The 20,607-nt window shown below is 64.3% G+C and carries 18 protein-coding genes and 1 pseudogene; 15 read left to right on the forward strand and 4 right to left on the reverse strand.

Annotation, left to right across the window (positions count from 1 at the left end; translation table 11 throughout):
* A pseudogene (locus EAV90_RS09950) lies at window positions 1-152 on the forward strand (IS481 family transposase); the annotation flags it as partial.
* Between the two features lie 158 nt (window positions 153-310).
* Here the strand turns inward: EAV90_RS09950 and EAV90_RS09955 are convergent.
* Window positions 311-682 (reverse strand): nuclear transport factor 2 family protein, encoded by a 372-nt coding sequence (locus EAV90_RS09955; protein WP_129143244.1) that lies wholly within the window; start codon window positions 680-682, stop codon window positions 311-313.
* A gap of 146 nt (window positions 683-828) precedes the next feature.
* Here EAV90_RS09955 and guaA point away from each other — a divergent pair, with 146 nt between their 5' ends.
* Window positions 829-2,427 (forward strand): glutamine-hydrolyzing GMP synthase, encoded by a 1,599-nt coding sequence (gene guaA, locus EAV90_RS09960; RefSeq protein ID WP_129143245.1) that lies wholly within the window; start codon window positions 829-831, stop codon window positions 2,425-2,427.
* A 240-nt stretch (window positions 2,428-2,667) separates the two neighbouring features.
* Here the strand turns inward: guaA and EAV90_RS09965 are convergent, their stop codons facing one another.
* Both EAV90_RS09965 and EAV90_RS09970 read right to left on the reverse strand, forming a co-directional pair.
* Entirely contained in the window at window positions 2,668-3,834 is a 1,167-nt protein-coding gene (locus tag EAV90_RS09965) for an ABC transporter substrate-binding protein (protein WP_430644724.1), read from the reverse strand.
* Window positions 3,835-3,917: 83 nt separating this feature from the next.
* Window positions 3,918-5,057 carry an acyl-CoA dehydrogenase family protein gene (locus tag EAV90_RS09970; protein WP_129143246.1) on the reverse strand — a complete coding sequence of 380 codons (1,140 nt, stop codon included), beginning with the start codon at window positions 5,055-5,057 and terminating at the stop codon, window positions 3,918-3,920.
* Here EAV90_RS09970 and EAV90_RS09975 point away from each other — a divergent pair.
* The 6 genes from EAV90_RS09975 to EAV90_RS10000 are packed head-to-tail and all read left to right on the forward strand — an operon-like array spanning window position 5,056 to window position 12,742.
* On the forward strand, window positions 5,056-6,000 hold the full coding sequence (locus EAV90_RS09975) for a FadR/GntR family transcriptional regulator (RefSeq protein ID WP_164936852.1): 945 nt from the start codon (window positions 5,056-5,058) through the stop codon (window positions 5,998-6,000). The two genes, EAV90_RS09970 and EAV90_RS09975, sit on opposite strands and share 2 nt — an antisense overlap.
* 57 nt (window positions 6,001-6,057) lie before the next feature.
* Window positions 6,058-6,867 carry an enoyl-CoA hydratase/isomerase family protein gene (locus EAV90_RS09980; protein WP_245509488.1) on the forward strand — a complete coding sequence of 270 codons (810 nt, stop codon included), beginning with the start codon at window positions 6,058-6,060 and terminating at the stop codon, window positions 6,865-6,867.
* A 7-nt stretch (window positions 6,868-6,874) separates the two neighbouring features.
* The gene (locus EAV90_RS09985) at window positions 6,875-9,115 is read left to right on the forward strand and encodes an acyl-CoA dehydrogenase family protein (RefSeq protein WP_129143249.1); all 2,241 of its coding nucleotides are present in this window, start codon (window positions 6,875-6,877) and stop codon (window positions 9,113-9,115) included.
* A gap of 8 nt (window positions 9,116-9,123) precedes the next feature.
* Window positions 9,124-10,332: a CaiB/BaiF CoA transferase family protein gene (locus EAV90_RS09990; protein ID WP_129143250.1), complete on the forward strand. Its 1,209-nt coding sequence runs from the start codon at window positions 9,124-9,126 to the stop codon at window positions 10,330-10,332.
* A 30-nt stretch (window positions 10,333-10,362) separates the two neighbouring features.
* Window positions 10,363-11,475, forward strand: a complete 1,113-nt coding sequence (locus EAV90_RS09995) for an NAD(P)-dependent alcohol dehydrogenase (RefSeq protein ID WP_129143251.1) — start codon at window positions 10,363-10,365, stop codon at window positions 11,473-11,475.
* A gap of 31 nt (window positions 11,476-11,506) precedes the next feature.
* Window positions 11,507-12,742 carry a cytochrome P450 gene (locus EAV90_RS10000; RefSeq protein WP_129143252.1) on the forward strand — a complete coding sequence of 412 codons (1,236 nt, stop codon included), beginning with the start codon at window positions 11,507-11,509 and terminating at the stop codon, window positions 12,740-12,742.
* A 44-nt stretch (window positions 12,743-12,786) separates the two neighbouring features.
* Here the strand turns inward: EAV90_RS10000 and EAV90_RS10005 are convergent, their stop codons facing one another.
* Window positions 12,787-13,275 carry a MarR family winged helix-turn-helix transcriptional regulator gene (locus tag EAV90_RS10005; protein ID WP_129143253.1) on the reverse strand — a complete coding sequence of 163 codons (489 nt, stop codon included), beginning with the start codon at window positions 13,273-13,275 and terminating at the stop codon, window positions 12,787-12,789.
* Between the two features lie 203 nt (window positions 13,276-13,478).
* On the opposite strand from EAV90_RS10005, the gene EAV90_RS10010 reads away from it, so the two are divergent.
* The 7 genes from EAV90_RS10010 to EAV90_RS10040 are packed head-to-tail and all read left to right on the forward strand — an operon-like array spanning window position 13,479 to window position 20,421.
* Window positions 13,479-13,847 carry a hypothetical protein gene (locus EAV90_RS10010; RefSeq protein ID WP_129143254.1) on the forward strand — a complete coding sequence of 123 codons (369 nt, stop codon included), beginning with the start codon at window positions 13,479-13,481 and terminating at the stop codon, window positions 13,845-13,847.
* Complete coding sequence (locus EAV90_RS10015) at window positions 13,825-15,144, forward strand: Rieske 2Fe-2S domain-containing protein (protein ID WP_129143255.1); 1,320 nt, start codon at window positions 13,825-13,827, stop codon at window positions 15,142-15,144. Before EAV90_RS10010 ends, EAV90_RS10015 begins: the two co-directional genes overlap by 23 nt.
* 34 nt (window positions 15,145-15,178) lie before the next feature.
* On the forward strand, window positions 15,179-16,141 hold the full coding sequence (locus EAV90_RS10020) for a PDR/VanB family oxidoreductase (RefSeq protein ID WP_129143256.1): 963 nt from the start codon (window positions 15,179-15,181) through the stop codon (window positions 16,139-16,141).
* 31 nt (window positions 16,142-16,172) lie between these two features.
* Window positions 16,173-17,396, forward strand: a complete 1,224-nt coding sequence (locus EAV90_RS10025) for an ABC transporter substrate-binding protein (RefSeq protein WP_129143257.1) — start codon at window positions 16,173-16,175, stop codon at window positions 17,394-17,396.
* Between the two features lie 54 nt (window positions 17,397-17,450).
* Complete coding sequence (locus tag EAV90_RS10030; RefSeq protein ID WP_129143258.1) at window positions 17,451-18,740, forward strand: CaiB/BaiF CoA transferase family protein; 1,290 nt, start codon at window positions 17,451-17,453, stop codon at window positions 18,738-18,740.
* Window positions 18,741-18,745: 5 nt separating this feature from the next.
* Window positions 18,746-19,933: a thiolase C-terminal domain-containing protein gene (locus EAV90_RS10035; RefSeq protein WP_129143259.1), complete on the forward strand. Its 1,188-nt coding sequence runs from the start codon at window positions 18,746-18,748 to the stop codon at window positions 19,931-19,933.
* On the forward strand, window positions 19,930-20,421 hold the full coding sequence (locus EAV90_RS10040; RefSeq protein ID WP_129143260.1) for a Zn-ribbon domain-containing OB-fold protein: 492 nt from the start codon (window positions 19,930-19,932) through the stop codon (window positions 20,419-20,421). The genes EAV90_RS10035 and EAV90_RS10040 overlap by 4 nt, the downstream gene beginning before the upstream one ends.
* Window positions 20,422-20,607 lie beyond the last annotated feature (186 nt).

Below are 20,607 nucleotides of genomic sequence, written 5' to 3' on the forward strand. Positions count from 1 at the left end.
TCCGTGGCGAGCGCCTCGCCATCCGCCCCTCGGCAAACGATGCGCAATACGGGATCTTCTTTGCCGCCCACCAAGTCGCTATCATCGACTTGGCGAGCGGAGAATGTGTCGGCTATGTCCCCGAACACCCGTCGGTCATGTCCCCGGGCTGAACACTTGACCGGGCGATCCAGTACTCCGAGACGTCGGTAGCCTATCGAGAAGCCGCGGCGTACTGGATTCCCCGCTTTCGCGGGGAATGACAGCGTTGGGTGGGCCGGCATCGTCCGCACACGCCAAGCGCGCTGCTGCGATGGCCCGCGCGCCAGCGTCAATGCGCCAAATGGTTCGCCGAGCCCTGCACGATCAGCCCCGCCTCGTTCACCCGCAGATATTCGCAGATCTTCTTGCCCCGCTCGTTCTCGTAGAACACCACGAGGCTGTCCGGGCTGACGAACAGATCGATCAGCGAGAAATGCAGGTTGGGCAGCAGGGGCAGCGCCTTGCCCCAATAGGCGCGAAGCGCATCCTTGCCGCGCACCGTGCCGCTGGCATCGAACCCAAGCGCCGGAATGCGGTCCGAGGTCATCACGGCCGCCTCGTCATAGAGCGTGAGCACGCGCTCGAGATCGCGCGCATTCCAGGCCTCGACCCAGGTCCGGCCGAGCGCAGCAAGCGTTGATGGCTGATGATGTTGTGTCATGGCATTCTCCCTGACCGCCCCTGTTTGCGAGTGGGCATAATAGGTCAATATTGCTTACCTATATTCGTTTGTCCATGCCCAAAGAAGCATGTGGGCGCACGGCGACCGCGGTTGCGGCCCGCGCGCGGCCAGCGTATTTGCTGGCCATGACAGCAGCACAGAACGACCGCTCCGCGTCGACGCCCTCGGTGGCCTCGGCGCACGACAAGATTCTCATCGTCGACTTCGGCAGCCAGGTGACGCAGCTGATCGCGCGTCGCGTGCGCGAGGACGGCGTCTATTGCGAGATCGTCCCGTTCAACAAGGCCGAAGAGGCCTTCAAGGAGATGAAGCCGAAAGGGGTGATCCTCTCGGGCGGCCCCGAGTCGGTGCATGAAGCCGGCTCGCCCCGCGCCCCGCAATTGATCTTCGATTCCGGCGTGCCGGTGATGGGCATCTGTTACGGCCAGATGACCATGGCGGCCCAGCTCGGCGGTGAGGTCGAGGGCGGCCATCACCGCGAGTTCGGCCGCGCCGATGTCGAGGTGAAGGCCGAGAGCCAGCTGTTCGCGGACGTCTGGTCGTCGGGCAGCAAGAACCAGGTCTGGATGAGCCATGGCGACCGCATCACCAAGATGCCGCCCGGCTTCTCCGTCGCCGGCACCTCGCCGAACGCGCCGTTCGCGATCATCCAGGACGAGAAGCGCAAGTACTATGGCCTGATGTTCCACCCAGAAGTGGTGCACACGCCCGATGGCGCGAAGCTCATCCGCAACTTCGTGCGCAAGATCGCCGGCCTCACCGGCGACTGGACCATGCGCGCCTTCCGCGAGGAGGAGATCGCGAAGATCCGCGCGCAGGTCGGCAAGGGCAGGGTGATCTGCGGCCTCTCCGGCGGCGTCGATTCAGCCGTCGCGGCTGTGCTGATCCACGAGGCCATCGGCGACCAGCTCACCTGCGTGTTCGTCGATCACGGCCTGATGCGCCTCAACGAGGCCGAGCAGGTGGTCGACCTGTTCCGCCACCACTACAACATCCCGCTCGTGCACGTGGATGCCTCCAAGCAATTCCTCGGCGAGCTCGAAGGCGTCACCGACCCCGAAGTGAAGCGCAAGACCATCGGCCGCCTCTTCATCGAGGTGTTCGAGGCTGAGGCCAAGAAGATCGGCGGCGCCGACTTCCTGGCGCAAGGCACGCTTTATCCTGACGTGATCGAGAGCGTCTCCTTCACCGGCGGCCCCTCGGTGACCATCAAGTCGCACCACAATGTCGGCGGCCTTCCCGAGCGCATGAACATGAAGCTCGTCGAGCCCCTCCGCGAGCTGTTCAAGGACGAGGTCCGCAAGCTCGGGCGCGAGCTGGGCCTTCCCGAAATCTTCGTCGGCCGCCACCCGTTCCCGGGCCCGGGCCTTGCCATCCGCTGCCCCGGCGAGATCACCCGCGACAAGCTCGACATCCTGCGCAAGGCGGACGCCGTCTACATCGACCAGATCCGGAAAGCAGGCCTCTACGACGAGATCTGGCAGGCCTTTGCCGTGCTGCTCCCGGTGAAGACGGTGGGCGTCATGGGCGACGGCCGCACCTATGATTATGTGGTTGGCCTGCGCGCCGTCACCTCAACCGACGGCATGACCGCGGACTTCTACCAGTTCGACATGAAGTTCTTAGGCGAGACCGCCACGCGCATCATCAACGAGGTGAAGGGCGTGAACCGGGTGGTGTATGACGTGACGAGCAAGCCGCCCGGGACGATCGAGTGGGAGTAGCGCGGCCGGCTGCCATTGCGCGGTCTGGCGTAGTCTGGAGAAGGTTGTCGATTCCTTCGTATCGGGGACGCTGATCGAAGTAGTGCTTCGACCTATCGCGCTCGAGGTCTGCAATCCACAACGACTATGCTGACGGAATACTACAGCGCCCTTCAGCGTACAGAAGGGCGGGGGCTCCAGTCTCGAGCACAGTCAAGTTTTGGCACAAAGCGCACCGTCCGCTTCGACCCGGCGAACCGCTCATTCAGCCGACATGGGATCGCCGGTGATGCTCCAGCTTTCGCCGTCGAATACCGCGATCCGGAGGGTCTCGAATGCTCCGTAGTCGTCGGGCTTGGTACTGATCGAGATGCCCGGCAGCATCATCGGCAGGCGTTCGCCGTGCAGTGACGTCGCCTGACGGATCAGGTTTTCCCGCGTGAGGTCGTCGCCGCACTTTTTCAGCACGAGTTCGACGGCATGGACGTTCATATAGGCGACGAGGACCGAATAATCGTCCGGATTGACTGACGCGGCGTACTTTTTCAGGAAAGCCTTGTAGGCCCTGACCTCGTCGTCATTGGCCCAGGCCGGGTCGCCGGGCTGCTTGAGGAACTGAGTGGTCACGAGGCCCTTGGAGGCGTCCAGGCCCGCTGGCTTCAGGATCGTCTCGACGGAGGCGGTCGATCCCCCGATGATGTGCAACGGGCTCCAGTTCAGTTCATGGACCTTGCGAATCGACTGCGCCGCTGCCTTTGAGGACGACTGCTCGACCAGCGTGTCGATGCCGGCGGACTTGAGTTGGACAATCTGTGAATCGATCGTGGGGTCGGCGAGTTCGTAGGACGCCTCCAGCACGATTTGCGCTGCCTTGTCGCCGAGGCCGGCACGAAGGCCTTTCAGATAGTCTTTTCCGTAGTCGTCGTTCTGGTAGAGGACGCCGATCTTGGCTTGCGGCCTGGTCTTCAGCAGGTACTTGCCGATGACGCGCCCCTCGGTCTCGAAATCGGGATAAAGCGGCACGGTCCAGCGGAAGTTCTTGGGATCGTTGAACCGACGTCCGCCGGCGGTGATGAATAACTGCGGGACCTGCTTGGAGTTCAGGTATTTCTGGATGGCGACATTCGGTGCCGTGCCGATGGTGCCGACTTCGGCGAGCACGCCGACGTCCTCGACGAGCTTGCGCGACTGCTCGACCGCTTTGGGGGCGCTGTAGGCGTTGTCAAGCTGCGTGAAGTTGATCTTGCGTCCGTTGATTCCGCCTTGCTCATTGAGCATCTCGAAATAGGCGACGACGGCGCGTCCTGCTCCGGCGCCGAATGCCGACGCCGGACCGCTCAGCGGAGTTGATTGCCCGAGCTTGATCTCGGTATCGCTGACACCCGGCCCGTAGGCTTTTTCCGCGTGCAACTGGGTCGACACCAGCATCGCTGATGCGGCGATCACGCCCAGGGCGCGCCCGATATGGCTGTTCAAGTTAGATCCTCCCGCTTGGTTTGTTTTTCAGATTTTTATCGAAGAAGTTCCCGGGCGATGACCATTCTCTGGATCTGGTTGGTGCCCTCGAAGATCTGCGTCAACTTGGCGTCGCGCATCATGCGCTCGACCGGATAGTCCATGGTGTAGCCGTAGCCGCCGAATATTTGCACGGCGTCGGTTGTCACCTTCATGGCCAAGTCGCTGCCGACGCATTTGGCCATGCTGGCAAGGACGTTCAGCCGCTTCCAGTCGCCGGCATCGCCCGCGCGCGCGCATTCATAGACCAAGGCGCGCGCCGCCTCGATCTGCATGGCCATGTCGGCAAGCATGAACTGCACGCCCTGAAATTCCGAGATCGATTTCTTGAACTGCTTGCGCTCCTTCGCATAGGCGAGGCAGGCATCGAGCGCCCCCTGGGCCAATCCAACGGACTGCGCGCCGATCGTCGGGCGGTTGAGGTCGAGGGCGCGCATCGAGGCGCGAAAACCCTTGCCTTCCTCACCGACGAGGTTGTCCAAGGGGACCCGCACGCTGTCGAAGAAGATCGGCGTGTTCGGTGCGCCGCGGAAGCCCATCTTGCGCTCGTGCCGGCCGAATGTGATTCCCGGCATGTTCTTGGGCTCGACGATGAAGGCGCTGATTCCGTCCGCGCCCGGGCTGTCGCTCGTGCGGGCCATCACGACGATATAGTCCGCCACCACGCCGTAGCTGCACCATTGCTTGCGGCCGTTGAGGACGTAGCAATCGCCTTCCTTCTTGGCGCGGGTGTTGATCGCGGTGACGTCAGAGCCCGCCTGCGGCTCCGAGATCGCGATCGCCGTGACGATGCCGCCCTTCGCGATGATCGGCAGGTATTTCTTGCGTTGCTCCTCGGAGCCGAAGTGCAGCAGCGGCATGATGAACATCGTGTTCAGTGCGGCGATCGACGCGCAGGCGGGAGAAAATCGCGAGATCTCCTCGCGGGCGATGCACGCCATGGTCAAATTGCCGTTCGGGCCGCCATATTGTTCGGGGACCCAGAGCTGCATCAATCCCATTTCGCCGAACAGCTTCACGAGTTCGAGGGGAAAGCGATCGGTCTCGTCGATCTCGGCGGCGATCGGTGCCACGTGCTTGGTCGCCATCTTCCGGATGCTGTCGCGGAATGCGATCTGCTCCTCGGTGAAGCTCATGAACGTCTCCGATATTTTTCTTTGGGAGGCCCAGAAAGGGGCTTCCATTGAATGGGTGATCCATTTAATAATTCACCGCATGGCAACCAAGTCAAGCCCCCATTCATCCGCTGGCACGCGCATGGCGTCGTCGAAACGTCGCGAGCGTGCCTCCGATCACCGTACAGCGGGATCGCCGGCCCCCGTGGCATTCCGGCCGATCCATACGCGGCGCGCCTTCGAGGAAATTTGCGACCGGATTCGCGAGCAGCTCGCACTCGGAGTTCTCAAGCCGGGCGACAAGCTTCCGCCCGAGCGCGATCTTGCCCAGCAGCTCGGCGTGAGCCGCAACGTCCTGAGAGAGGCGCTTCGTAGCCTGGAAATGGCCGGCGTGCTGCGGCTGCAGAAGGGTGTCAAGGGCGGCGCCTTCGTCCAGCAGGGTGATACCAGCCGCATGAACGTGGTCATGCGCGACATGCTGAGCCTAGGCACCATCTCGATCCGCGAACTCTCGGAAGCGCGAGTCCAGGTTCTCGATCTCGTGGTGCGGCTGGCTTGCGCGAACGCCCGGCAGTCAGATTTCGAAGCATTGCAGGCGAATGTTGAGCGAACGGAGCTCTTTACCCGCGAGGGCCGGTTGCTGGAGAGGGTCGAATGCGCGCGAGAGTTCTACAAATTGCTCGCTATCGCCTGCGGCAACAAGGTGATTGCCATGATCACCGATGCCGTCACCGAGATCCACATGCGGTTTGTCTATGCCAAGGTCGCATCGAGCGGGGTCGCGATGGCGCGCCTGGTTGAGCGTCGCAAGCAATTCCTGGCAGCGCTGCGCGAGCGGAATGCCGCGGCTGCGGCTCGGTTGATGCGGGGTCACCTGGGTGCGGTTCAAAAGATGCTGGAGCAGGATCCAGGCGCCATGTCGCTCCAAATCGCGTTGGCGGAGATGAAGCCCGGCATGAAATGACGCGCGTTCATCCGGCCAGCAGGCCGGATGCGAAAACAAAAACGAATGGAGGAAGATGTGTCCCGATACGCCAAATATGAATGCTTGACCGTGGATGTCGCCGACAAGGTCGCGACGGTGACCTTGAATCGGCCGCAGGCCCGCAATGCCATAAATCAAAAGCTGATCCGGGAACTCCGCACGATCTGGGACGATCTTGCCGACGACCATGCTGTCAACGTCGTGGTGCTGACCGGGGCGGGAGAATTCTTCAGCGTCGGCGGCGACGTCAAGGCGATGTCGGAGCGGCCGGGCGGCGACGTGCTGGAGGAGGGTGAGGTCCACGACCCCATGATCAGCCGCCGCGGCGTGACGCGTCAGCTCGAGCTTGACAAGCCGATCATCGCCGCCATCAACGGCGATGCCATCGGCCTTGCCGCGACCCACGCGCTGCTCTGTGACATCACGGTCATGGCGGAGGATGCGCGCATCGGCGACACCCACGTGTCGCGGGTCGGGCTCGTGGCCGGAGACGGTGGCACCGTGATCTGGCCGTTGCTCGTTGGCATCAACAAGGCCAAGGAATTCCTCATTCGCGGCACCCTGCTGAAGGGAAAGGAGGCCGAGCGGATCGGCCTCGTCAATCACGTCGCGCCGCGGGCCGAAGTGCTGGCCAAGGCCCGGGAAATCGCGATCGAGCTGGCGAACGGTCCGACCTGGGCCATCCGATGGACCAAGCTGTCGATCAACCAGATCGTCAAGGATCGCGTGAACATGTTGCTCGAAGCCTCCATGGCGCTCGAGCAGGTGACATTCGAGACCGCCGACCACAAGGAAGCGACGACATCGTTCAAGGAGAAGCGCAAGCCCCGGTTTGGCCAAGGCTAGTCGGCCCATGGACGCCACCGAGCTTCCGACCGACGAGGTCAGGCAGATGCTCCGGGACTCCCTGCGCGGGTTTCTCGGCGAGCAGTGGGATGCCGATTGCCTCAGGCTTGGCTCCAAGCCGCAGGAAGTTGCGGCGATGTGGGCCAAGCTGGTTGGCCAGGGCGTTGCCGGTCTCGGCTCCGCTGCCGAGGAAGGGGGCTTGCGCGAGATCGCTGTCGTGCTCGCCGAGCTCGGGCGCGCGGTGTGTTCTGCGCCGATGTGGTCGGCTGCGCTGGCCAATTTCGCGCTTTCGACGGCAAGGTCGGAACTCGCCGCTGATTGTCTTGAGAAGCTGCATAACGGGACGGCTCGGCTCGCCTTCGCGTTTGGAGCGCTCGATCCCGATGCGGGCGCCGGCGCTCTCCGGGTTCGGGAGGGCAGAGCAGACGGGGTGCTCCGGCTCGTGGAAGCCGCGGATAGCTGCACGCATCTCCTGGTTGCCATCGACCCCGCGCTCCTGGGCCTCGTGGCGCTGGATGCCGCCGGCGTCGCAATTGTCCCGACGCGGGCCATGGGTGCCTGGGGGACTTGCGAGGTGCGTCTCAGTTCGGCGCCGATCAGCCTCATCGCGATCGAGGCGGGCATTATCGACGATCTCTTGCTGAGGGGAAAGCTGGCGCTGATGGCGCGAGCGCACGGTGCCGCCCAGCGAGGGTTCGAGCTCGCCACGGACTATGCCAAGGAACGGCATCAATTCGGTCAGCCGATCGGCCGCTTCCAGGCCATCCAGCACAAGCTTGCCAATGGCTTCATCGCCCTGGAAGGGGTGCGGCTGATCATTGATCATGCGGCCAGACTTCACGATCGCGACGATCGCGAATGGCGCTACTTCGCCCATGCGGCTGTCGCTTTTGCGAGCGATGCGTTGCGACGCGTCTCGCTCGAGACGCATCACGCATTCGGCGCGATCGGTTATGCCGATGAGCACGAGGCACCGCTGCATTTCAAGCGGGTGCATCTCGACACCATCATGCTGGGCGGGGCGGCTCCGGCGAAAAAATGGCTGGCATGCGCGTTGCTGGAGCCGGGCAGTTCGGGCCTGCCTGAATATGATCTTGGCCCGGCCGGCAATTCGCTGCGCGAGCAGGTGAAAGATTGGCTGGAGCGGCATTGGTCGGGAGACCGGAAGGCCAAGTTCGATCGCAAGCCGTTCGCCAAGCGCGAGTTCGATGCCGACTTCGCGCGCGATATCGGCGAGACCGGCTGGATCGGTCTTGGCTGGGCCCGGGAATTCGGCGGCCAAGCCCGTTCGCCGCTCGAGCAGATCGCGTTCGTGGAAACGATGGAGCGGGGCGAAGCGCCACGCATCGGCGCCGCGATCCAGGCCAATGCCCTGATGATGTTCGGAACGCCCGAGCAGCAGCAACGCTATTTGCCCGAGATCCTGCGCGGCGAGGCCATGCACGGGATGGGCTACAGCGAACCGCAGGCGGGCTCGGATCTTGCGGCGCTGCGCACCAGCGCGGTGCGCGATGGCGATCACTGGGTCATCAACGGCCAGAAGATCTGGACCACGACCTGGTGGGGCAAATACATGTTCCTGGCCGCGCGCACCGACAAGGACGCCAGGCCGCCGCACGCCGGCGTCAGCATGTTCATCGTGCCCATGGACGCCGAGGGGATCACGGTCCGGCCGGCAACCACGATGTATGACGGCTCCTTCGCCGACATCTTCTACGACAACGTTCGCATTCCCCTGGAAAACCTCGTTGGCGAGGTCAATGGGGGCTGGAAGGTCCTGACCGGCGCGCTCGCTTTCGAGCGCGGGCTGGTCGGCGGCGGCATCGTCCTGAAGGTCGCTCACGCCTTCGAGCAACTGCGCGGGCATGTCATGGAGAGGGACGCTGCGGGAATGGCGCTCAGCGACGATCCCATCGTGCGCGACAGGATGGCGACGTTGGCTGCAGAGATCGAGATCGGGCGTCAATTGATGATGCATTGCGCTGAGCTTGCCGCGGACGGGGTAACCCCGCCGGAGTACGGCGCGATCAGCAAGGTGTTCTCGGGGGAGCTGATGGAGCGCTTCGGCGAGGCAGCCCTCGACATCCTCGGCGCGAGGGCGGCGCTGTCGGAGCAGATGCCTGGCGCGATCGACAACGGCCGTTTCGAGCAGAACCTGCGTCATTCGCTGATGTGGGTGATCAGCATCGGCACCAACGAGATCCAGCGCAGCCTCATCGCACAACGGGCGCTTGGGCTACCCAGATAGGAGTGAGCATGCAGGTGCAGGAGATCACGAATCTGCCGCTGGAGGGCGTCCGCGTGCTCGACTTCTCGATCATGCTGGCCGGTCCCTATTGCGCGAGGCTGCTTGCCGATGCCGGCGCGGAGGTCATCAAGATCGAGCCGCCCGAGGGTGATGACATGCGTCTGCGGGCCCCGTTGCGGGGCGGCCAGAGTGCCTATTTCGGCCAGCTCAATGCCGGCAAGCGCAGCCTTGCGCTTGACCTGAAAAATCCCGAGGCGATCGAACTGGTCCGCCGGTTGGTCAAGGAGACCGATATCCTGGTCGAGAATTTCCGGCCGGGCGTGATGGACCGGCTTGGCCTTGGCTACGAGGCGCTGCGCGCGATCAATCCGCGCCTGATCTACTGCTCGATCTCGGGCTACGGGCAAACGGGACCGGCCGCCGAGCGCGCTGCCTACGCCATGATCGTTCACGCCGAGAGCGGCTTCGACCGCTCGTTGATGCGGTATGCGGGCGATCGCGACCGGCCGGCGGCGGGGGCCGTTTTCGTTGCGGATGTGCTCGGCGGGATCTTTGGCTATTCGGCGATCCAGACCGCCATGGTCCAGCGCGCGCGAACGGGGACGGGCCAAAGGATCGACGTGGCCCTGATGGATTGCATGCTCAACCTGCTCGTCTACGAATTGCAGGAAGCGCAGTTCGCCCCGCAAGCGCCGCGCGCCGCCTATGGTCCGGTGCGGGCTTCCGACGGCGACATCCTGGTTGCGCCGATCACGCCTCGAAATTTCGCTGCGCTGTGCGAGGTGACGGGGCAGGGTGATCTCGCGAACGATCCGCGCTTCAAGACGGTACCGGGCCGCGCGGCCAACTGGAGCGCGATGATGCAGGTCGTCGAGAAATGGTCCGAGCAGCATACGGTGCGCGAGTGCATGGCCGCCCTCGACAAGGCCGGCGTTCCCAGTGCCGAATATCGCGATCCGGGAGCCGCCTTGACCGACCCGCATCTCTTGCAGCGCGGTGCATTCGCGACGATCGCCGATAGCGCTGGGGAATTCCTGGGCGTCAATACGCCCTGGAAGATGTCGAGCGGATCGACCGCCATGCGGCGGGAGATTCCCGCGGTCGGGGCGCACCGGGACGAATTGCTGTCCCGGGTCCTCGGCCTGTCGGGCGAGGCCATCGCCGGCCTCGCTGACGCCGGAGTGTTTGGAAGCGCCAGCACCCGGTCGAAAGGCTAGTTCACATCAGCACGCCGGAGGGCAGCATCCATGAAGATCATCGCTGCGATAGCAAATGGGCCGCGCGATCCTTTCGAGATCGTCCCTTGCGAACTCTCGGCCCCACGCGGCGGCGAAGTCCTTGTCCGGGTGCACGCGTGCGGCATCTGTCACACAGATCTCGCGGTCAAGTATGGGCACATTCCGGTGCAGATGCCGAAGGTTCTGGGCCATGAAGGCGCGGGCGTGATCGAGCAGGTCGGCCTCGGCGTGACGTCGTTCCGGCCCGGCGACCATGTGCTCATGAGCTATGGCTCCTGCGGCGAGTGCCCGAATTGTTGCGACGGCGCGCTCGGCTATTGCGACCATTTTCGTGCCATCAACTTGTTCGGAAACAGGTCTGGCGGCTCGGCGCTGTCGCGTGGCGGGAGCGAACTGGGCGGTCATTTCTTCGCGCAATCCGCCTTCGCGACGCACGCAATCGCCACCACCAGGAACATCGTCAAGGTCGATGCCGATCTGCCGCTGGATCTTCTTGCGCCGCTCGGATGCGGCATCCAGACCGGCATGGGATCGATCATGAACGTGCTGCGGCCGCAGGCCGGGACCTCGATTGCCGTGTTCGGCGTCGGCGCCGTCGGTCTGTCCGCCATCATCGCTGCGCGGATCGTCGGTTGCTCGACCATCATCGCCGTGGATGTCGTGCCGGAGCGGCTGCGCGTCGCGCGCGAGCTGGGCGCTACCCATGCGGTGTCCGGCCGCGCGGAGAATCCCGCGGCGGAGATCGTCGAGCTCACGCAGGGCGGTGCGCATTTTTCACTCGACACGACGGGCGTACCGGCGGCGGTGGCAAGCTCGGTCAATTGCCTGCGCGCGCGAGGTGTCAGCGCGCAGGTCGCGGCCCCGCCCCGGGGAACGATGTATGCAGCCGAAGCCAGTGTGGTGGTCGGGCGGGGAATCTCCATCCGCGGCGTGGTTGAGGGGGATGCAAATCCCAAGCTGTTCATTCCGCGCATGATCGGCTTCTTCCGCGAAGGCCGATTGCCGCTCGACAAATTCGTCAAGACCTATCCACTCGCGGGGATCAACGAGGCCGTTGACGCCCTCGACAGTGGCCGCGTGGTCAAGCCCGTTCTGACCATGGCGGGGATTGGGAGCGCCTAACAAGACATAAAACAAGCAGGGAGGAGGAACGATGCTCGACATCGCAACGGATAATGCAATCGCCGATCACAGAACCTATGGCAATGTCGGTCTGCAGCACCGGCTCTTCGGCGAACTGCGGCGGGAAGATCCGGTCCATTGGACGCAACCTCAAGGGTATCGTCCGTTCTGGACCATCACAAAATACGCCGACATCATCGAGATCGAGCGCCAGGCCGATCGCTTCATCAACGCGCCGCGAACCAAGCTTCTCAGCATCGACTTCGAAAGCAAGGTGAGAGAGGCGATGAGCGGCAAGCCCATGCTGGTCCGGGCTTTGCCGCAGATGGATAATCCCGATCACGGCAAGTATCAGAAGCTCACCCACGCCTGGTTTCAGCCCCGGCACATCCGGACATTGTCCGAGCGCATGGCGGCGCTGGCGAAGGAGAGCGTCGATCGTCTCGTGGCGATGGGCAACCAGTGCGATTTCTACAATGATATCGCGATCTATTATCCGTTGCGGGTCCTGATGACCATCCTCGGCCTGCCGCGCAGCGACGAGGGCCGCCTGCTCAAGATCACCCAGGCCTATTTCGGCGGCGGCGATCCCGAGATGCAGAAGGGCTCCGACCTGATCGACGCCACGATCGCCTATGTCGACTATTTCAAGGACGTCGCGCGGGAGAGACGGAAAAACCCGCAGGACGACGTGGCGACGGTGATCGCAACGTCCGAGATCGACGGCCGGCCGATTGAGGATTTCGAGGCCTATTCGTATTATGTCGCACTCGCGAGCGCGGGACACGATACGACGAGCGCGACGATCGCCGGCGGTCTGCTTGCCCTGATCGAGAACCCCGAGGCTATGGCCCGCCTGCAGCGCGAGCCCGAGTTGCTATCTGACGCCGCGGAGGAGATGGTGCGTTGGGTATCTCCGGTCAAACACTTCTTCCGCACCGCCACGGCCGACTACGAGATTCGCGGCAAGACGATCAGGGCCGGGGACAGCATCCTCCTCAGCTATCCCTCGGGCAATCGGGATGAGGAAGCCTTCGGTCGGCCCTTCCAGTTCATTCCCGATCGGTCGCCCAACCGGCATCTCGGCTACGGCTTCGGCATTCACGCCTGCATCGGACGGCATCTCGCCAAAGCCGAGATCGTCGCCTTCTTCCGCGAATTCCTCGGCAGGATCGAGCGGGTCGAACTCGCGGGCGCCCCGGCGTGGACCGAAACGTCGTTTCTCGGCGGCGTGAAACGCTTGCCGATCCGTTATTCGGTGCGGTAGCGGAGCGTCGCCGCGCGTGCGCGCCCTCGAAGGCAGGGACAGGGTCAGGTCTCTGAGGACGAGGGCGCGGCTGCCTTGGCGATCGCGAGCATGCATTTGAGGAAGTGGACGCGGTCCTCCTTGCTCAGGGGGGCGAGCAGGGTGTTCTGAAGCTCGGCCGCGGCGGGGATGACGCCGAGAAGGGCTTCCTCGCCTTTGGCGGTGATCTGGACCTGGATCGACCGCCGGTCCTCCGCGTTGCTTCGTTTCGAGATCAGCTTGCGCGCCGTCATGCGCTTGAGCATTTCGCTGAGCGTGTTGCGGTCGCTGCTGATGCGCACGGCGAGGGCGGACGGGGTGAGGGGACCATCCTGATAGAGTGCGATCAACACACCGAACTGCCGCGGCGTGATGTCGCTCTGGCCGGTCAGGTCCTGATAGAGCAGATCATAGCGGGCCTCGAGCAGTCGAAGCAGATACCCAACGCCCCCTTCGAGGCGCCAGTTGCGCGCCATCTCCACCGCGCTCGCATTCTTTTCCCTGGGCGCTGACATGCCGTCGCTGACCTAAACTCTCCTGGAATCGCTCAGGCGTTAGCAGCTTGTCCGATGGCTCTCAACCCATGGCGGAACGGGCCCAGAGTGCTGGCGTCCGGAAAAGCCGGCGCGATCGGATTTGCTATTGCAAGCCATTCGCCGATATAGTACGTATACGTATCAAACAGGGGCGCAACAGCCGCTCTGCCGGGGAGGACTGCTTGGATCTGCGGAAGCTGCTGTCGATTCCCTATCTTCTCGAAGCCGAGGCGGTCGAAACCGAACCCGGTCGGTGGCTCGTACGCCTGGCCTATCCCGAACTGCCCGGCTGCAGTGCGGAAGGCGCGGTGGTCGAGGAAGCCCTGCGGGATCTCGAGCGGCGCCGCATCGAGACGATCATCGGCCTCGTCGAGGCCGGGACATTGCCACCCATTCCACGCCAGCCACTGGCCTCGGCCGATCCGCTCTGGACCGCACGCGATCTCGGACTGTCGGCGCGGGTTGCAGCGCTCCTGGGCACTGCCCCAGAGCAAGCCAGCGACGGAATCCCACTGAAGGAGGAAGCAGATGTTGTCGCGCGAGGACAATGAACGTCTCGTCAGGGTCGGCAAGGGCACGCCGCTTGGAGACCTGTTCCGTCTCTACTGGATTCCCTTCCTGCCGTCCGCGGACGTGGCCAGAGACGGCCAGCCGAAGCGGGTCAGGCTGCTCGGAGAGGACCTTGTTGCCTTCCGGGATTCAGAGGGACGCGTCGGGCTGGTCGACCAGGCCTGTCCGCATCGCGGCGCGCCGATGGTGTTCGCGAGGAACGAGGATTGCGGCCTGCGATGCGTCTACCACGGCTGGAAATTCGACGTCACCGGCGCCACGACGGATATGCCGGCCGAGCCGGTCCGCAGCCGCTTGAAGGAGCGCGTGAGGATCAAGGCATATCCGTGCCGGGAGCGGAACGGGATGATCTGGACCTATATGGGGCCCGACCAGGCTGATCTTCCGCCGCTGCCGAACGTGGAATGGAATCTGGTGCCGCAGGAGCAGGTGCATATCTCGCTGCGCGTGCAGGAGTGCAACTGGCTTCAGGCGGTCGAGGGTGAGATCGATTCCGCCCACGCGCCGCTGCTGCATGGGCGGCTGGACGCGCAGGGTACGACCAGCGCCTGGATCCAGAAGCGCGATCTGCGTCCGACATTCGAATGCATCAAGCAGGACTTCGGTATGAGCATCGCGGCGCGGCGCAATTACGATGCCAATACGCTGTACTGGCGCGTCAACCAGTTCATGCTGCCGTTCTATACGCTGGTCCCGCCGCTGATGCCGTTTCCGGATCTCAGCGGCCATGCCTGGGTGCCGATCGATGATGAGAACACGCTCTGCATCATGTTCTCGTATCACCCCTCGCAACCCCTGCTGCCGAAAACCCGCCAGGTCTTTGCCGACGGGCACAATGGCCGCGAGAGCGGGCATGCCAGCCGCCACGCGCTGGTCGACCATCCGGTGACGGTGCCCTATGCGGGCTATTGGACGAAGTACAATCCGCAGAACGGCTTCCAGTTCGACTACCAGGCGCAGCAGACGACCTGGTTCTCGGGCCTGCCGGGCTTGTGGGTGCAGGACGGGGCCTGCCAGAGCGGCGTGTCGCCGATCTTCGACCGGACCAGGGAAAACCTCTGCTCGAGCGACACCGGAATCGCGATGACCCGGCGCTTCATCCTGGAAGCGCTCGGGGCCTATCGCGATCACGGAACCAAGCCGAAAGGGGTGACGGACCCCGACGTGTTCATGGTCCGGGCGGTGTCGATGCGGCTGCCGCCGGAGGAGTCGTGGGTCGATGTCGGTGCGCCCTTCATGCGCGCCAGGCTCGGCGCCGATTTCGGATACGAGATGTGAGCCCTTCGATGGCAGTCCCGCGGAGGCGCGCGTCATGAGCGATGGCTTGTTCGACGTTCGCGTCAAGCGCATCAGCTACGAGGCGGATGGGATCAATTCCTACGAACTGATCTCGCCGACCGGGCACGATCTCGATCCCTTCACGGCCGGCGGTCATATCGATGTGCATCTGCCGAACGGCATGGTCCGGAGCTATTCGCTGGTCAACGATCAGCGTGAGCGCCATCGCTATGTGATCGCGATCAACAAGGACACGGCAGGGCGGGGTGGCTCACGCCTCCTGCACGACAATCTGAAGGCGGGTGACGTCCTCAGGGTGTCGAGGCCCCGCAACAATTTTGCGCTTTGCGAGCAGGCCGAGCATTCGGTCCTGATCGCAGGTGGAATCGGGATTACGCCGTTGCTGTCCATGGCCCGTCGTCTTGACGCTCTCGGACGGCCCTGCGAACTGTTCTACGCGGCAAGGGCGCCGCGCGCGGCGGCATTCCTCGACGAGATCGCAGTGCTCGCGGCGAACGGGCGCTTGAAGGTGCGCCTCGACTTCGACGACCAGCGTTCCGGCCGCCTGTTCGATCTTGCGGCGGTCATCGATCGGGCGCCGGCGCAGGCTCATCTCTATTGCTGCGGTCCGCAGCCAATGCTCGAAGCCTTCGAAGCCGCGGCAGCCGGTCGCCCGGCCGATCATCGGCATGTCGAGTATTTCCAGGCGAGCGAAGCTCCCGCGACGGCGGGCGGTTTCGAGTTGAAGCTCGCCCGCAGCAACCGGACGATTCCGGTCGAAGCCGGAAAGACGATCCTTGAGGCGCTGCTCGAGGCAGGGATCGCGGCGAACCATGCCTGCTCGGAGGGGGTCTGCGGCACCTGCGAGACGCGTGTGCTCGAAGGCATCCCGGACCATCGCGACCAGTTTCTCAGCAAAGACGAGCAGGCATCGAACAAGACAATGATGATCTGCTGCTCGGGCGCGAGGTCGGGCAGGCTGGTGCTGGACCTCTAACAACAACAAAGTTCGTCAACAGGGTGGAAACATGAAAGTCGCTTTACGTGTCGCCGGAATAGCCTTGCTCCTCGCCGGTCTGTGTTCGCCCGCATGCGCGGCCGCAACGCGCACCATCAAGATCGGCGTCCTCAATGATGCGTCGGGGCCCTATTCCGACAATGCCGGTGAGGGCTCCGTGACGGCGGCGAGAATGGCGGCCGAGGACTTCATGGCGCACCACCCCGACCTCAAGGTCGAGATCGTCTCGGCGGATCACCAGAACAAGGCGGATGTCGGGGCGGCGATCGCCCGTCGCTGGATCGAGCAGGAGAAGGTCGACGCCGTCGCCGACGTGCCCAACTCCGCGGTCGGCCTCGCCGTCAATGAGGTGGTTCGCGGCGGCAAGGCCGCGCTGATCGCTTCCAGCGCGGCATCATCCGATCTGACCGGGAAATACTGCTCGCCCAACACGATCCAGTGGACGTTCGATACCTGGGCGGCATCGCACACGATCGGCAATTACCTGGTTCGTCACGGCGGCAATAAATGGTACTTCATCGCCACCGACAATGCGCTCGGCAAGTCCATGGTGCGGGACGGTACGTCGGTCATCAATGCGGGCGGCGGCGCCGTGCTCGGATCGGTCAATGTTCCCATCAACAATGCCGATTACGCTTCGTTCATCCTGCAGGCGGATGCCTCCGGCGCCGACGTGATCGCTTTCGCGACCGCCGGTGGCGATACCGTCAGCCTGGTCAAGCAGTCTGCCGAGTTCGGCTTGAAGCAGAAGGGCCGGACCTTCGCTGCGATGCTGACGACCACGAACGACGTCGGGGCCAGCGGGCTGGCGGTCGGGCAGGGACTCATCATCACCCAGCCGTTCTATTGGGACCTCAACGAGGCCAGCCGGGCCTGGTCGGCGAAATTCAACGCTCGGCAGCATGATCAGTCCCCGACGGCGTTTCACGCCGGCGTCTATTCTTCGGTGCTGGCCTATCTGAATGCCGCATTGGCTGCGGGAACCAACGACGCGCAGGCGGTCATCCGCAAGATGAAGGAGCAGCCCATCGACGACGCGCTGTTCGGCCCGGTCGTGGTGCGGGCGGACGGCCGCGCCATCCACAACATGTACATCTTCAAGGTGAAGGAGCCGAAGGCGTCGAAAGGCAAATGGGACCTTCTCGACAATGTCGGCGTCCTGAGCGGACCCGAGGCATTCCGCCCGATCGACCAGGGTGGATGTTCGATGGTCGAGCAGGCCAAGGGCAATTGACGCCGGTTGCGATCGGGCACGCCGGGGCTGCCGCGCGAACATGATGGATGCACCATGCTGGACAACATCGAAGCCGACTTTCCAGAGTACACGCCGCGGCCATCCGATGCGCCGAGGGCGCTTGGGGGAATCCGGGTCGTGGATTTCTCCCACTTCATCGCGGGACCATTCGCCACGATGATCCTGGCCGATATGGGCGCAGAGGTCATCAAGATCGAGGCGCCAGGCCGAGGCGACGATCTCAGGCGCTACCCGCCGGTGCATCCCGAACTCAAGGCCGGGGCGCCGTTCGTCTGGACCAACCGCAACAAGCGAAGCGTTGCCCTCGACCTCAAGTCGCCCGAGGGCGTCGCGGTGGTGCGGGAGTTGATCGCAACGGCGGACGTCGTCGTCGAGAATTTCTCCACCGGCGTCATGGAGCGGTTCGGGCTCGACTATGCCGCATGCCGGACCATCAAGCCTGACATCATCTACTGCTCGGTGTCGGCCTATGGACGCGAGGGGACCTTCGCCGACCGGCTCGGCTTCGATCCGATCGCGCAGGTCGAGAGCGGATTTGTGTCCATGAACGGTTATCCTGACCGCGAGGGCGTGCGGGCGCTGTCGCCCGTGATGGACATCAGCACGGCGATGATGGCCTGCAACGCCATCCTCGGCGCACTGGTTGCCCGTGAGCGCAGCGGGCTCGGACAGGCGGTCGAGGTGTCACTGTTCGACAATGCCGTGCTGATGTCCGGCTATGCCACGATGCAGCATCTGTTCACCGGCGCCAATCCGCAGCGGCACGGCAATACCAGTCCTGATACCTGTCCCTCGGGCGTGTTCCAGGCGCAGGACTGCGCCTTCTATATCAATTGCGGAAACGACAAGATTTTCCAGCGACTGATGTCGCAGGTGCTCGATCGCGCCGACCTCGCCGCGGCCGAGATCTATGCGACCGGCCCCGACCGCATCCGGCGGCGGGACGAATTGTTTGCGATCCTCGGCGAGGCCTTCGCGCAACGGCCATGGAGCCATTGGCAAGCCCGGATGCGGGCGGCAGGGGTCCCGTGCGGGCAGGTCCGCACGGTCGGGGAGGCGATCCGGTCGCCCGAAGCGCGAGAGCGCGGCCTCGTCACCCGCATTCCGCACGACACGCTGGGCTGGATCCCGAACGTCAGCCTGCCGATCCGTTATTCCGCGACGCCCGTCGTGGATCCCGTCTCCGCGCCTGCGGTCGGCCAGCATACCCGCGCCGTGCTTCAGGACCTGCTCGGCTACGATGATGCGCGTCTGGCGCGGCTCGCCGCGGCGGGCGCATTCGGCGAGGCCGGGGCTGGGCCGGCCAAGGCGGGGCGGACGTGAGGGCGATGGCCATCGCCGATCGCACGCTGAGAGGCCGCGTCGCCGTCGTCGGGATCGGCGAGACCGACTATTACCGGCACGGCGCGTCGCCCGATCCGGAGTTCAAGCTGGCGCTGAAGGCGATCATGGCGGCGTGCAGCGATGCCGGCATCGATCCGCGCGACATCGATGGCTTTGCCGCCTACAGCGAGGAGCGGAGCGAGGCATCCAGGCTTGCGGCCGCGCTCGGCACGCGGCGGCTTCGGGCTGCGACCATGCAATGGGGCGGGGGAGGCGGCGGCTGCTGCGCGGCCGTCGCCAATGCGGCGGCCTCGATCGTCGCGGGCCTTGCGGATTGCGTCGTCGTGTTTCGCTCGCTCGCGCAGGGGCAATACGGCCGGTTCGGGCAGACAACGGGCATCGACACGATCTCCGGCGAGAAGGCGTATCTGATGCCGTACGGCGTTCTGGCGCCACCGCAGCGCTTCGCCATGCGCGTGCGCCGCTACATGCATGAGCACGGCGTCGGCCAGGACGCGCTGCGGGCGATCGCGCTGGCTTCCTATCATCACGCGCAGGCCAATCCGCGGGCCGTCATGTACGGCAAGCCGCTCGACGCGGCCAAGTATGAGGCCTCGCGCTGGATCGCGGAGCCGTTTCATCTCTACGACTGCTGCATGGAGAACGACGGCGCCGCCGCGCTCGTGCTGGTGCCAGCCGAGCGGGCCGGAGAATTTCGCAACAAGCCGGCCTATGTGCTGGGGGCCGCCGTCGGATCCGGATATCGCGCGGGCGCGATCCCGCACAATTCGCCGCATTACGCCAGCGCCGGCTTCGAAACCGTCGCGGCCGATCTCTATGCGATGGCTGGGCTCGGTCCGTCCGACGTCGGTGTCGTCCAGTGCTACGAGAACTTCACGGGCGGCGTGGTGATGGCGCTCGCGGAACACGGCTTCTTCGCGCCGGAGGAGGCCAACGACTATCTCGCCTTCGACAACCTCGTTGCGCCATCGGGGCGGCTTCCACTCAACACCAGCGGCGGCAATCTGGCCGAGTGCTACATGCACGGGTTCGAACTCCTGCTGGAGGCCGTGCGCCAGGTGCGCGGAACGTCCACGAGCCAGGCGAGGCGCAATGATGTGGCCATGGTGATCGGCGGACCCATGGTCACGCCGGTCAGCAATCTCCTTCTCGGCTCGGAGGCGACGCTGTGAGCGATGAGGCGGCCCGAACCTACCTTCCACGGGGGCTGCCGATCCCGGTCGCCGAGGCCGACGGCCTGTCGGCGCCCTATTGGCAGGGGCTGCGCCAGAACCGCCTCCTGGTGCAGCGTTGCCGCCATTGCGGCACATGGCAGTTCGGCCCCGAATGGACCTGCCATCAGTGCCATGCCTTCGATCCCGACTGGACGGAGATCGAGCCGCATGGGCGGATCTTCAGTTGGGAGCGGGTCTGGCATCCCTCGCACGCCGCGCTGAGGCAGCACGGACCGTATCTCGCCGTGCTCGTGGAAATCCCTCACGCCGGCGGCGTCAGGATGGTCGGAAACCTGCTCGGCGATCCCGCGCAAGTGGTCTCAATCGGCGCGGCTGTGGACGGCGTTTTCGAGCACCATCCTCATCCGGAGCGGCCATATTCGCTGCTGCACTGGCGGCTTTCGTCAGCCCGCGGACGCGAGACGAGAGCCTCCAAAAGGTCCTAGGTTGTCTGAGTGACGAGAGCAGGATCCGCTGCATGTGGCCGCGAATACCATGAGGTGTCTGCCAAGAACGCATCAGCGCGTTCCTGATCTCTGACGGTATTTGCAGGGCCGCCGCGAGTGCGGCCAGGGCAGTTCTGGGTATACAGGCAGCCCTGATTAGTCGATTGACGCCGATAGGTGGCGGAA

Source organism: Bradyrhizobium vignae, assembly GCF_004114425.1.
In the GTDB taxonomy this organism is placed as follows: Bacteria; Pseudomonadota; Alphaproteobacteria; order Rhizobiales; family Xanthobacteraceae; genus Bradyrhizobium; species Bradyrhizobium vignae.